This is a genomic window from Anaerobium acetethylicum (assembly GCF_900096945.1).
GTDB classification, from domain to species: domain Bacteria; phylum Bacillota; class Clostridia; order Lachnospirales; family Lachnospiraceae; genus Anaerobium; species Anaerobium acetethylicum.
Genome location: NZ_FMKA01000004.1, coordinates 125,144 through 137,491 on the forward strand (window position 1 = coordinate 125,144; position 12,348 = coordinate 137,491).

Here is a 12,348-nt window from a genome sequence, read left to right on the forward strand (position 1 = left end):
GCTTTATGAAGACGTCGGTACTTAGGACGCGTACTTTGCGTCCTTAGGTACCGCTACGTCTTCATCTACGCGAGAGCGCGCTGCGAATGAACATGTTTTGCATCACGTCCTGATCTCCAGGCGCCAGCCAACACGCAGTGATGCAAAACATGATTCAATGAGCAGCTTTATGAAGACGTCGGTACTTAGGACGCGTACTTTGCGGCCTTACGTACCGCTACGTCTTCATCTAAGCGAGAGCGCGCTGCGAATGAACATGTTTTGCATCGCGTCCTGATCTCCAGGCGCCAGCCAACACGCAGTGATGCAAAACATGATTCAATGAGCAGCTTTATGAAGACGTCGGTACTTAGGACGCGTACTTTGCGGCCTTACGTACCGCTACGTCTTCATCTAAGCGAGAGCGCACTGCGAATGAACATGTTTTGCATCGCGTCCTGATCTCCAGGCGCCAGCCAACACACAGTGATGCAAAACATGTCTCAATGAGCAGCTTTATGAAGACGTCGGTACTTAGGACGCATACTTTGCGGCCTTACGTACCGCTACGTCTTCATCTAAGCGAGAGCGCGCTGCGAATGAACATGTTTTGCATCACGTCCTGTTTCTCAAAAACCATGCAAATCGACGAATCCCGTCAGGACTAAGCTCCGGTAACTGTTACCGTTACCTTGAGCTTTGCAGTCACTTTCGGATGCACCTTAACCGGAATCTCAAATTCTCCCTGTGTCTTGATCGGATCTGGAAGAACCATCTTCTTCTTGTCTATTTCAATGCCTAGCTGGTCCGCCGCTGCTTTTGCGATTTCCTTTGTTGAGATTGAGCCGAATGCTTTTCCGCTCTCTCCTGCCTTGATCTGGAGCTTCACTTCTTTTGTTGCGAGGTCTGCTGCAAAAGCCCTTGCCTCATCAAGGATTTCCTGTGCGATCTTTTCTTCGTTTGCCTTCTGAAGCTTCAGGTCGTTGATGTTCTTATTGGTAGCCTCCATGCCTAATTTCTTAGGCAGAATGTAGTTCCTTGCATACCCGTCGTTTACATTTACGATCTGTCCCTTTTTTCCTAATGTTTTTACGTCTTCTAATAATATTACCTGCATTTATAAGTCTCCTTCTTCTATCATCTTATCTATCGTCACCTTGACTATCACTTTTGCTTCCTCAATCGTGCAGTTCTCAAGCTGGGCACCGGCAACGGTCATATGGCCGCCTCCCCCGATTCTTTCCATGATGAGCTGTACGTTGATTTCGTCAATCGAGCGTGCGCTGATATAAATTTTCTGGTTATAGGCTGTCAGTACGACTGATGCCTTGATTCCTATGATGTTCAGCAGCTCGTTGGCCGCCTGGGCGCCTACTACCGTAGGGCTTTCAATATCCCATGCCGGGCATACGGAGATTGCGAAATCGTTCCTGTATACTTCCGCCTGCCTTACCGCTTCGGCTCTCGCCTTATAGGATTCCATGTCGTTTCTGAACATCTTGCGGACCCTTGTAACGTCTGCACCGCACCGTCTCAGGTATGCTGCCGCCTCGAACGTCCTTACGCCTGTCTTGCTCATGAAGTTGTTCGTATCGATCATGATGCCGGCATAAATCCTGTCTGCCTCCATGCCCCTGATTTTCAGGCCGTCGTCGAAATACTGAAGTATCTCTGCAACCATTTCACAGGTGGAAGAGGCATAGGTCTCAATATATGACAATACTGCATTCTCTATGGTTTCTCCACTGTGCCTGTGGTGATCCAGCACGACGATGGTTTTTGTCATGTTTAAAAGATCCCTGCACTCCGTAAAGCTTGGCCTGTTTACATCCACAACGACAACCACGGTATTTGCATCCACAATCTCCTTGGCCTCGTCGCTGTTTATGAACATGTCAGACTCATATTCCTCTTTATTCTCAAATCCCTCCATCATGGAGCGTACCGATGAGGTAATATCGTTTATGACGATATATGCTCTCTTGTTGAGTGTCTTTGCAGCCCTGTAGATGCCGATGGACGCACCGAAAGAATCGACGTCGCCTATCTTGTGGCCCATGACGACGACCTTGTCCTTGCTTTCCATGAGCTCCCTCAGTGCATGGGCTTTTACCCTTGCCTTGACTCTTGTATTCTTTTCGACCTGCTTGCCTTTGCCGCCGTAATAGTATAATTTTTCGGCATCCTTAATGATGGCCTGATCGCCACCCCTTGCAAGTGCCAGGTCTATTGCAGTCCTTGCATAGTCATAATTCTGCCCATAGGTGGCACCGTTTGTTCCGAGTCCTATACTCAGGGTTATGGCCATTTCATTTCCAATGTTGACTGTCTTCACTTCATCAAGAATCGCAAACTTGCTGGTCTGGAGCTGGCTTAGATACTTCTGCTTCAGAATAATGAAATATTTGTCTTTTTCGATCTTTTTTACGATGCCTTCCATATTGGTGGTGAACTTATTGATTTTTCTGTCCACAAGCGCAATTAGAAGCGAGCGCCTTACTTCCTCGACGCTCTCCAAGGCTTCATCATAATTGTCTATGTAGAAGAGGCCTGCCATAAGCTTCTCTTCCCTGTTTTCCCGGATATACCTGTTGATTTCCGTATTGTCGAACAGATAGATTGCAACCAGATAGTTTTCCTCTTCGGCAATATCGATTATGGAGTTTGCTCCTGTCATGTTTTCCATGGGGATCTTCTTAAGATCAGCTCTGTAATCCCTTGCATTGTACTGTATCAGGACACTGCACTCGTCCTTGTCGGCCGGAATGCTGCTTTTTGTAATTTCTGGAAAGATGGCCGTTATCGTCTTGTTGCAGTTCTTTTCCTTGTTCACGACCGCACAGAACTCTTTGTTCATCCAGATCAGTTTTCCTGTCTGATCCATTAGGGCATACGGAATCGCCAGCTCATTCAGAAGCTTTTTCTGCACCTGCCCATACTGGGTCGCAAATGAAATCAGTTCAGTCAGCAGGAGGGGCCTGTCATAGATATAAAGCATGAGCGCAATCAGCGCATAGATAATCGTGAATACCGACATGATCATGCCCGCCTTCACATCAGCGATGTAAATCCCTGCGTTCATTATCACAAGCAGTCCCGTTAACATGATCGGCCACTGCATGTATGTTTTTAACTGGCCCTTTAGCTTAATATTCCTGTTCATGGCTTAACTCCTATCGGATATCTCAATTTTTAAGTTTGTTGCCTGGAAGCCTTTTGTCCACTTTGATATTTACGCAAAATAACGCTTCTGGACTACGTCCTTCCTGGTTATAGATGATGCACACAAATTGCAAAATATCAGTCTATATTATAGCATTTATGCAAACTATAGTCAAAGCAGATGTACGCTCGACATAATGCAGTCTCCCATGACCTGAAAAACGTGCCCCACGATAGCCGTAAAGGCTATTATGTGACACGTCCGTATAGTCTTCCGGCCGTTCGCGGCAAATTTCCGTTCGACTAGAAAAGTCCGAGTATGCTGGTTACATTGAGGACTACGATAAGGCCGAGGAGCCATAATGCTATCCTGATCATGGTCTTTATCGATTTGATTCCTTTTTCCTGTATGGTATTCTGCTCGTCTATCATCTGTTCGATATTGTTGTAGGATTTCATGAATTCTTTATGGATATTATCGGATAATACGCTCTTCAGCTCTTCCACTTTGTTGACGAACATTGTGGTTTCGCCTCCCTGGTCTTCCAGTTTTTCCATAAGCTGATCGAATCTTGCAAGAATACGTTCGTTATCCCCGGAGTTCTGTTCGATTTTCGCAAGGAGTTCATCAAATCTTGCAAGGAAAAGGGCACTGTCTCCACCGCGCTCTTCAAGGTTTGAAAGGATCGTATCCAGTTTTGCCAGAAATGCTGCGCTGTCTCCACCTTTTTCATCCACCTTGGAAAGGACATCTTCGAGTTTTGCAAGGAAAACTGAATGGTCTCCACCGCGCTCTTCGACACGCGAGATAATCTCTTCCAGTTTGGCAAGGGAAAGGGCATTATCTCCCGCATTGTCTCCCATTTTCATAAGAATTTCTTCAAGCTTCGCAAGGGAAAGGGCATTGTCTCCCGCATTTTCGTCCATTTTCGAAAGAAGCTCTTCGATTTTTCCGCTTTCTTCTGCGGCTGTTTCTTCTGTTTCTTCCGCTTCTCCAGCTACTTCTGTTTCTTCTTCTGCTTCTTCTGCTTCCTGGATTCCCATGGCAGGAGAAACCGAAGCTTCCCTGATTTCCTCGATTTTAGCAAGGATGGCTTCCAGTTTTGCCGAGAACAGGTCGTTGTCCATTCCCCTGTCTTCGACCTTTGCAAGGATCTCTTCTAATTTTGCAGAAAACAGGTCATTGTCCATTCCTTTGTCATCAAGCTTTGCAAGAATATCTTCCAGTTTTGCTGAAAAAAAGACGGCATCGCTGTCCTTGTCTTCCATCCTTCTTAAGATTTCTTCAAGCCTTGCTGAAAAAAGATCCGTATCCGTACTTTTATCTTCCAGTTTTCCAACAATGTCTTCAAGGCGTATAATAAACTGGCTGGTGTCTTCTCCCTTTTCTTCCAGCTTTGCATAGATTTCTTCGAGCCTTGTTTTAATAAAATCGGAGTCTGGATTCTTCTCTTCAATCCTGCTGATCAGTTCTTCATATTTTTCATCATTCATTCCTGTTATTCCGCCTTCCTGTCCTATTCCAGCATACACTGCCCTTTCAATATTTGCCGATTCCCTCTTTATATAATCATATAGCACACTTTTAAGCTCTTCTATTTCCTTCATGAATTTTGAATTTTCTTCATCCTGCTCTTCGAGCCTGGAAAAAAGTTCTTTTGTACTGTCTTCTTTTTCTCTTTGTGTATAATCGACAAGCATATTCTTCAGTTCATCTATTTCTTTTTTTAGATCGCTGATATCATCCTGCTGATTCTGATATTTGGCATTGTAGGTCCTGCTTTCAAGAGACCTTTTTGTCTCCGCCGTTCTGATAATCCCCATCATCAGATCCAGTTTTGTTTCCAGATCCTTTGTCTGCTTTTTCAATTCCACCAGATATCTGTAATCCGGATGGCTGGCATTATGCTTTCTGATTTCACGTGAACACTGGTTGATCGCTTCAACAAGGTTTCGTTTTGAAATGCCGTTATTTCTCGGCACTCCGCCATCGGCATTATCCGTCATCTGTCTTATTTTTTCGACAAAATTTGCCAAAACAAACTCCTCCTTCCTATATTTTCGAGGCCCTTCTCTCCAGATCTGATATCAATGGCCTTAATTTCCGCAATATGTCTTTTTATATTACCATTTTTAAAGTGTTTTTACAATGCTTTCGGAAACAATGGCTCCGAATCATTTTCCTCTTCCAAAAGGGCCCCGGCAAATACTTTTGCCGAGGCCCGATTCATTTCCTGTTTTCTTATTTATTTCGGGATCTTATTCAAATCCCATATAGCTTTCTACATCTTCCCTGCATCCATCCGCAGGCTCTTCATAAGTATCTCCCGCCGCTTTATAGCTGTTTACAGCCGCGGCGCTCTTCTGCTCAAATCCGTTCTCTGCACCGTCCACCGGAAGCTTTTTGATGGCTTCGTTCAGGGAAAGCATCTTGGCATCAAGCATGGAAACGATTTTCGAGCATTCTTTCAGATCCGTCCTGATATACTCAGGGGCTTTTCCCTCAAACTTATAGTAGATCTTATGTTCAAGGCTTGCCCAGAAATCCATGGCTATTGTCCTGATCTGAATCTCAACCTTGGTATCTACCATGCTGTCAGAAAGAAAAATCGGAATCGATACGAGCATATGAAAGCTCCTGTATCCGTTTCCTTTCGGATTCTGGATATAGTCTTTCACGGACAATACCTTTATGTCGTTCTGTTTTCCTATCATGTCGGCAATCGTATATATGTCGGAAACAAACGAACATATTACCCTTATTCCTGCTATGTCGTTTACATGGGTGACCATATTCTCTATGGATATTTCATATCCGCTTTTCCTTAATTTCTTCACTATGCTTTCAGGCGTCTTGAGCCTGGACTTTATATGCTCGATCGGATTGTACTGATGCACATGCTGGAACTCGTCATTCAGTATTTCGAGCTTCGTATTCACTTCCTTTAAAGCGGAAGAATACAAAAAATTCACTGTTTTCCAGCTGTCTACGTCTTCATATAATTTCACTGGTAATTTCATTTCTTTCCCCGTCTTTCTTAACCCTTAAATATTCCCCTTAAGAACAAAATAAATTCGCTGCTTCAACTCCCATAAGGAGCAGTTTTATCTCGTTGGACGAATTTCCTTTGAGATAAAAATGCGGTTCCCACTAACCGCAACAACGGTATTATAACATATTTGTATACTTATGTCTTAAAGTTAAGACTTTTTTTATAAACTTTTCACATAAGTTTTCACATGAGCTGCTGTTCACTCTGTGACCAGTAACACGCTGCACGTTTGATATGGACAATTTTTTTTCGGACTGCTATAATCATTAACGTAAATCTTAATTGTTCAGGACTGTGCACTTCATTGCCTGATCAGTTTCCATCAGTCAAACCTTTCATGTACACTTTTCAGACAGGAGTTTTTCATGTTCAGATTATGGGGAAAAATAATAAAAGACAACAGGCTTATAAAAGATATGGTTGTATGCAATAAAGAAGATGCTTCCAGGACCAGCAAGGTATTCCATGCGCTTGATGAGATCTGCTATACTTTCGACCTGAGCAAGCCGATCTGGCTTGACTCGACAGTTGCAGATTTCAAAAGACATGACAAGACGCGGTTCACGAAGGACAGCTTCATCGACTCGATTGATTTCGACTATCTTGAGATTCATGTAATTGAAGAAGACTAAAAAAAGGCAGCGCACCGTGAGTTTCATTCACAGTGTGCTGCCTTTTTGACCCAGGTATCATACCTTATAGTCTTTTGAGGAGTTCTTCTCTTTCTGCTTCGAATCCAGGTTTTCCAAGAAGGGCAAACATGTTCTTCTTGTAGCTTTCAACGCCTGGCTGATCGAATGGGTTTACGCCCAGAACGTATCCGCTTACGCCGCATGCGAATTCGAAGAAGTAGAACAGCTGTCCTAAATAGAATTCGTTCTGTTCAGGGATATTGACAATCAGGTTCGGTACATTGCCATCCGTATGAGCGAGGATTGTTCCGTTCATTGCGCTCTTATTGATGAAATCAACGCTTTTTCCTGCAAGATAGTTGAGGCCGTCAAGATCGACTGCTTCTTCCTCGATGATGATTTCGCATCTGGAAGCCTCTACGTTAAGTACAGTTTCGAAAAGGTTTCTTGAACCATCCTGGATAAACTGTCCCATTGAGTGCAGGTCAGTTGTAAGGTCTACAGCTGCCGGGAAGATGCCTCTCTGGTCTTTTCCTTCGCTTTCGCCGAAAAGCTGTTTCCACCATTCTGATACAAAGTGGAGGCTTGGTTCATAGTTTGCAACGATTTCGATTCCTTTTCCTTTTCTTAAAAGGATATTTCTTGCTGCCGCATATTTAAGGGCATCATTTGATTCGAATTCATTTTCAAGGGCAGCTTTTCGTCCTGCTGCTGCACCTTCCATAAGCTTGTCGATGTCTGCACCGCTTACAGCAATTGGAAGAAGACCTACTGCTGTGAGCACGGAGAAACGTCCGCCTACATCATCAGGTACTACGAAGCTTTCGTATCCCTCTTCTGTTGCAAGGTTCTTAAGGGCTCCCCTTGCTTTATCAGTTGTTGCATAAATCCTCTTTGCAGCTTCTTCTTTTCCGTATTTTTCTTCAAGCATCTTCTTGAATACGCGGAATGCGATAGCCGGTTCAGTAGTTGTTCCTGATTTGGAAATCATATTGATCGAGAAATCTTTTCCCTCTAAAACATCAATCAGGTGCTTGATGTAAGTGCTGCTTATGCTGTTTCCAACATAATAGATTTCTGGTGTTTTTCTGGTTTCTTTTGATACGTTGTTGTAGAAGCTGTGTCCTAAAAATTCATTTGCAGCTCTTGCTCCGAGATAGGATCCGCCGATACCGATAACCAGAAGCACGTCTGAATCTGCTTTGATCTTTTCTGCTGCAGCTTTGATCCTGCCGAATTCTTCTTTATCGTAATCTACAGGAAGATCGATCCATCCAAGAAAATCATTTCCTGCTCCCGTCTTAGCCAGAAGTTCCTTCTTTGCATTTTCAACTATTTTACCCATTTCCTTCACTTCGTTCTCATTGATGAAAACTGAAGCTTTTGAATAATCAAATGTCACCTTATTTCCCATTCTTATACACTCCTTTTTCATAATTGCAACAGTCCGGCAAAACATCCGGACAGTTATCAAGATATTCTGTAACCATTACGACATTTTGATTGTAGCAAATGACGGAATTTTAATCAAGCTCAACTATTTCTGATCAGAGCCTGGAAACCAGATTCTCAACAAGCCTTACAGAATGGATGATTGCCTGCTTTTCAAAAGCCGGATAATCCATTGTGGCGCTGTCGTCGGCTTTGTCGGATATTGCCCTTATGATTACGAAAGGCACGTTGTTCAGATATGCGGCCTGTGCAATTGCAGCGCCTTCCATTTCCGTGCAGTATCCCTGGAAATTCTCCACAAGCTTTTCCTTCACTGCCTTATCCGAGACGAACTGGTCTCCGCTCACGATCCTTCCCACGAAGGTGCTGATGTCCGGATTCGCCTCTTCACAGGCTGCTTTTGCCGCCTCGACCAGGACAGGATCAGCCTTGAAATCCAGGGTTTCCATCCTTGGGATTTCACCCAGGGGATAACCAAATCCCGTTGCATCCACGTCGTGCTGAAGCGCATCGCTTGATATAACGATATCCCCGATGTTGATCCTGTTCTGGAGAGAGCCTGCAATTCCTGTATTGATGACTGCGTCAACGTCAAACAGATCAACCAGGATCTGGGTACATACCGCAGCATTTACCTTGCCGATTCCGCTCCTTACAACAACAGCCTCCCTGCCTTTCAGGGTTCCTCTGTAGAATTCCATAGAGGCCTTTTTTACGACTTCTTTCACGTCCATCAGTTCCTTGAGTTTTTCCACTTCTTCTTCCATCGCTCCGATGATTCCCAGTCTGTTCATGCTTTTTCTCCTTTTTATACCTGAATCGTTTTCTGTTATTTTGTATTTTCAACCCGTCCATAAGCTGGATTTTTAGTGATTTCCGCTTCGCGATGCGCAGAAATGGTTAAAACACACCATTTCGCCCTACAAGCCCCGGGTTTTTCGTGATTTCCGCTTCGCTGCACTCACGAAAAACACCTTGCGCAAACAACGTGTGAACAGTAACTTAACGGGTTCCATTATACCAAATATTTTTCATTTAACCTAGTATGTCATGTTTTTTTTTGCTATAATCTATTTGCCTGTGGCAAACACAGGCACCAATTTTATCGTGGAGGCAGGAAAATGAAATACAGGACAAAAGGAGTCTGCGCCCAGAGCATCGACTTTGAGGTTGAAGACCATATCATAAAATCAGTTGACTTTGAGGGGGGCTGCAGCGGCAACACCCAGGGCGTTTCCCGCCTTGTGGAAGGCATGACCGTTGAGGAGGCAGTTTCAAGGCTTGCAGGCATAAGATGCGGATTCCGCAGCACGTCCTGCCCTGACCAGCTTGCACAGGCACTGAAATCCATGGTTATGGATGCCGAAGCGGCAAATCTTTAATCGTATGAAAAAATTCAAACGGATTTACGTCGAAATAACCAACATATGCAACCTGGCCTGTACCTTCTGCCCCCGGACAAAAAGAAAGCCGCGCACCATGTCTGCGGCTGAATTCCTGCATGTCCTCGAAGAGACAGGCCCTTATACGGATTATATCTATCTGCATATAAAGGGCGAACCGCTTCTGCACCCTGAGCTTGAAGAAATCTTAAAGCTCTGCGGAGAAAAAGGCGTCTCAGCCAATATAACCACAAACGGAACGCTGATTCCGCAGGCATTCGATGCCCTGAAAAATGCGAAAAGCCTGCGTCAGATCAACATTTCCCTTCACAGCTTCGATGCCAATACCGGCATTGATTTTGAGGGCTATCTGAAAAGTGTTACGGATGCCGCAAAATACTTCAGTGCAAATACTAAGACCATAACCGCCCTGAGGCTCTGGAACCTGGACAGGGACAATACGACTCTTGAAAACCGCGCACGCAACCTGCATATCCTGGAATATCTGGAGCATTCCTTCGGGCTTGACAGTCCCATCGTGGCTGCGGATATCAAAGACAAGGGCGTTAAGCTGGCCGAGCGCGTTTACCTAAACAGCGATTATGAATTTGAATGGCCCTCACTCGAAAACAGCCACTACAGCACTGAGGGATTCTGCTATGGAATGAAGACCCAGATTGGCATTCTTGCCGACGGAACCGTTGTTCCCTGCTGCCTTGACGGCGAGGGCGTCATAAACCTTGGAAACATATTCACGGAAAGCTTTTCTGATATCCTGCGCTCTGAGCGTGCAGCCGCCATTGCCGAGGGATTCAGGAACCGCACTGCTGCCGAGGAGCTCTGCAGGCACTGCAGCTTCAAAGACAGGTTTTGATTGGAGGAATAGAAATGAAGAACATAATTCTTACCGGCGGCGGAACCGCCGGACATGTAACACCGAACATCGCTCTGCTTCCGGGCCTGAAAGAACGTGACTACGAGGTCAGCTATATAGGCTCCTATGACGGGATCGAGAAAAAGCTGATTGAAGAGTTCGGCATCCCTTATTACGGCATCTCTTCCGGAAAATTAAGGCGTTATTTTGATCTCAAGAATTTCACGGATCCCCTTAAGGTCATCAAAGGCTACAGTGAAGCTGTGAAACTCATGAAGCAGCTCAAGCCAGATGTATTATTTTCTAAAGGCGGATTCGTAACAGTACCGGTAGTCCTTGCTGCGAAAAAGTGCAAGGTTCCCATAATCATACATGAATCAGACATGACGCCCGGCCTCGCAAACAGGATCTGCACCCCGGCAGCCACAAAGGTATGCTGCAACTTCCCAGAAACCCTCGGCCATCTGCCTCATGGAAAAGCCGTGCTTACAGGCTCTCCCATCAGAAAAGAGCTCCTTCAGGGAAACAGGCAGGATGCCATTGATTTCTGCGAATTCCCGGAAGACCGGCAGACTATTATGATCATCGGCGGCAGCATGGGTGCCGCGGCAATCAACAAGGCTGTCAGGGATATCCTTCCCGAACTTTTAAAGGACTTTAATGTCGTACATATCTGCGGAAAAGGCAAGACTGAACCTGATCTTAACGGGCTGCCCGGTTATGCACAGTTCGAGTATATCAAAAAAGAGCTCAGCGATATTTTCGCACTCTCGGATCTTGTGATATCAAGAGCCGGAGCCAACTCCATATGCGAGCTCCTTTCATTGAAAAAGCCAAATATCCTGATTCCGCTTTCCAGAGCAGCCAGCAGGGGCGATCAGATATTAAATGCCCATTCCTTTGAAAGGCAGGGCTTCAGCGCTGTGCTTGAAGAGGAGTCCCTTACTTCTGAAACTCTGCTTTCCAAAATACAGGAAGTCTATGCTTCCCGTGATTCCTATATCGCGAAAATGAGCACTGGAAGCCAGGCAGATCCGATACATAAAATCCTCGATCTTATTGAGGAATGTGCAGGCAAATAGGAGACGGGCTGCCCCGGCAGCCTTTCATACCTATACGATTATAAAGAAACAGGAAAGGAGCGCATTTGTTGGCGTTCCTTTCCTGTTTCTTTTCTACTGTTATAATTTCCCATATTCCTCGCCATATCTGATCCGTAGCCAGTTCCTTGCCCGGTTCAACTTTGACCGAAGGGCATTCCTGCTGATTCCCATGAATTCGGCAACTTCCTCCTGGCTTCGTTCACAGCATCCCGTCAACGTGATCAGATCATACCAGTTGCGGTTTGCCTCCTGAACCTCCTCCATTATCCGTTGTATAAATTCCCTCTGGTGAAGCTCTTCGGTGAAATCCCCATTCTTCTGGGAATCCCCAAAGAAACTATTTGAATCAGTATTCCGATCCAAACGTTCCATCTCCCGCGGCGACAACATGATTTCTCTTTTTCTCTTTCTCTCGTAATCCTTTGTCGCATTGCATGCGGTGACGATCAGCCACCCTCTGATTACTTCTGTACAAAGCTCATCCATATTCATATATAGCTTGAAAAAAGTATCCTGGCTTATATCCTGCGCAATATGGTGGTCTCTTACCCTCTTCACGATCAGCGCATAAATAAGTACATTATACTCCGCATAAACACCCCGAAATTCTGCTTCCTTCTCCCTTTCCATAACTCCCCCGAAATTTACCCTCTTCTTTGATTTTTCTGCCTGCTATTTCCAGCTTTTTAAATTACACCCTTTGGTTAATGC

General features: G+C 45.0%; 11 protein-coding genes. 4 read left to right on the forward strand and 7 right to left on the reverse strand.

The window, feature by feature from the left end:
- Positions 1-643: 643 nt before the first annotated feature.
- The 4 genes from rplI to BJR36_RS05865 form a co-directional block, all read right to left on the reverse strand.
- Positions 644-1,096, reverse strand: a complete 453-nt coding sequence (gene rplI, locus BJR36_RS05850) for a 50S ribosomal protein L9 (RefSeq protein ID WP_091231465.1) — start codon at positions 1,094-1,096, stop codon at positions 644-646.
- Complete coding sequence (locus BJR36_RS05855; RefSeq protein ID WP_091231468.1) at positions 1,097-3,142, reverse strand: DHH family phosphoesterase; 2,046 nt, start codon at positions 3,140-3,142, stop codon at positions 1,097-1,099.
- A gap of 302 nt (positions 3,143-3,444) precedes the next feature.
- Positions 3,445-5,178 carry a hypothetical protein gene (locus tag BJR36_RS05860; protein ID WP_091231470.1) on the reverse strand — a complete coding sequence of 578 codons (1,734 nt, stop codon included), beginning with the start codon at positions 5,176-5,178 and terminating at the stop codon, positions 3,445-3,447.
- A gap of 222 nt (positions 5,179-5,400) precedes the next feature.
- Positions 5,401-6,162: a GTP pyrophosphokinase gene (locus BJR36_RS05865; RefSeq protein WP_091231472.1), complete on the reverse strand. Its 762-nt coding sequence runs from the start codon at positions 6,160-6,162 to the stop codon at positions 5,401-5,403.
- Between the two features lie 397 nt (positions 6,163-6,559).
- Here BJR36_RS05865 and BJR36_RS05870 point away from each other — a divergent pair, with 397 nt between their 5' ends.
- Entirely contained in the window at positions 6,560-6,826 is a 267-nt protein-coding gene (locus tag BJR36_RS05870; RefSeq protein WP_091231475.1) for a hypothetical protein, read from the forward strand.
- Between the two features lie 64 nt (positions 6,827-6,890).
- Here BJR36_RS05870 and BJR36_RS05875 read toward each other — a convergent pair whose 3' ends face one another.
- Together BJR36_RS05875 and BJR36_RS05880 are read right to left on the reverse strand one after the other, a co-directional pair.
- On the reverse strand, positions 6,891-8,240 hold the full coding sequence (locus BJR36_RS05875) for a glucose-6-phosphate isomerase (RefSeq protein ID WP_091231479.1): 1,350 nt from the start codon (positions 8,238-8,240) through the stop codon (positions 6,891-6,893).
- A gap of 133 nt (positions 8,241-8,373) precedes the next feature.
- Complete coding sequence (locus tag BJR36_RS05880; RefSeq protein WP_091231481.1) at positions 8,374-9,072, reverse strand: 5'-methylthioadenosine/adenosylhomocysteine nucleosidase; 699 nt, start codon at positions 9,070-9,072, stop codon at positions 8,374-8,376.
- Positions 9,073-9,399: 327 nt separating this feature from the next.
- Here BJR36_RS05880 and BJR36_RS05885 point away from each other — a divergent pair, with 327 nt between their 5' ends.
- Genes BJR36_RS05885 through BJR36_RS05895 form a run of 3 tightly spaced genes read left to right on the forward strand, consistent with a single transcriptional unit; the run spans position 9,400 to position 11,616 of the window.
- A complete protein-coding gene (locus tag BJR36_RS05885; RefSeq protein WP_091231484.1) occupies positions 9,400-9,660 on the forward strand; it encodes a TIGR03905 family TSCPD domain-containing protein in 261 nt (86 codons plus the stop codon).
- Between the two features lie 4 nt (positions 9,661-9,664).
- A complete protein-coding gene (locus BJR36_RS05890) occupies positions 9,665-10,534 on the forward strand; it encodes a radical SAM/SPASM domain-containing protein (RefSeq protein WP_091231487.1) in 870 nt (289 codons plus the stop codon).
- Positions 10,535-10,548: 14 nt separating this feature from the next.
- Positions 10,549-11,616, forward strand: coding sequence for an undecaprenyldiphospho-muramoylpentapeptide beta-N-acetylglucosaminyltransferase (locus BJR36_RS05895; RefSeq protein WP_091231491.1), 1,068 nt, complete (start codon positions 10,549-10,551; stop codon positions 11,614-11,616).
- A 99-nt stretch (positions 11,617-11,715) separates the two neighbouring features.
- Here BJR36_RS05895 and BJR36_RS05900 read toward each other — a convergent pair whose 3' ends face one another.
- Positions 11,716-12,267: an RNA polymerase sigma factor gene (locus BJR36_RS05900; RefSeq protein WP_091231493.1), complete on the reverse strand. Its 552-nt coding sequence runs from the start codon at positions 12,265-12,267 to the stop codon at positions 11,716-11,718.
- Positions 12,268-12,348: the final 81 nt, after the last annotated feature.

What these genes read in the sequence shown, in the direction of transcription:
- rplI (WP_091231465.1), bottom strand. Translation starts at nt 1,096, where the DNA reads ATGCAGGTAATATTATTAGAAGACGTAAAAACATTAGGAAAAAAGGGA.
- BJR36_RS05855 (WP_091231468.1), bottom strand. Translation starts at nt 3,142, where the DNA reads ATGAACAGGAATATTAAGCTAAAGGGCCAGTTAAAAACATACATGCAG.
- BJR36_RS05865 (WP_091231472.1), bottom strand. Translation starts at nt 6,162, where the DNA reads ATGAAATTACCAGTGAAATTATATGAAGACGTAGACAGCTGGAAAACA.
- BJR36_RS05870 (WP_091231475.1), top strand. Translation starts at nt 6,560, where the DNA reads ATGTTCAGATTATGGGGAAAAATAATAAAAGACAACAGGCTTATAAAA.
- BJR36_RS05875 (WP_091231479.1), bottom strand. Translation starts at nt 8,240, where the DNA reads ATGGGAAATAAGGTGACATTTGATTATTCAAAAGCTTCAGTTTTCATC.
- BJR36_RS05880 (WP_091231481.1), bottom strand. Translation starts at nt 9,072, where the DNA reads ATGAACAGACTGGGAATCATCGGAGCGATGGAAGAAGAAGTGGAAAAA.
- BJR36_RS05885 (WP_091231484.1), top strand. Translation starts at nt 9,400, where the DNA reads ATGAAATACAGGACAAAAGGAGTCTGCGCCCAGAGCATCGACTTTGAG.
- BJR36_RS05890 (WP_091231487.1), top strand. Translation starts at nt 9,665, where the DNA reads ATGAAAAAATTCAAACGGATTTACGTCGAAATAACCAACATATGCAAC.
- BJR36_RS05895 (WP_091231491.1), top strand. Translation starts at nt 10,549, where the DNA reads ATGAAGAACATAATTCTTACCGGCGGCGGAACCGCCGGACATGTAACA.
- BJR36_RS05900 (WP_091231493.1), bottom strand. Translation starts at nt 12,267, where the DNA reads ATGGAAAGGGAGAAGGAAGCAGAATTTCGGGGTGTTTATGCGGAGTAT.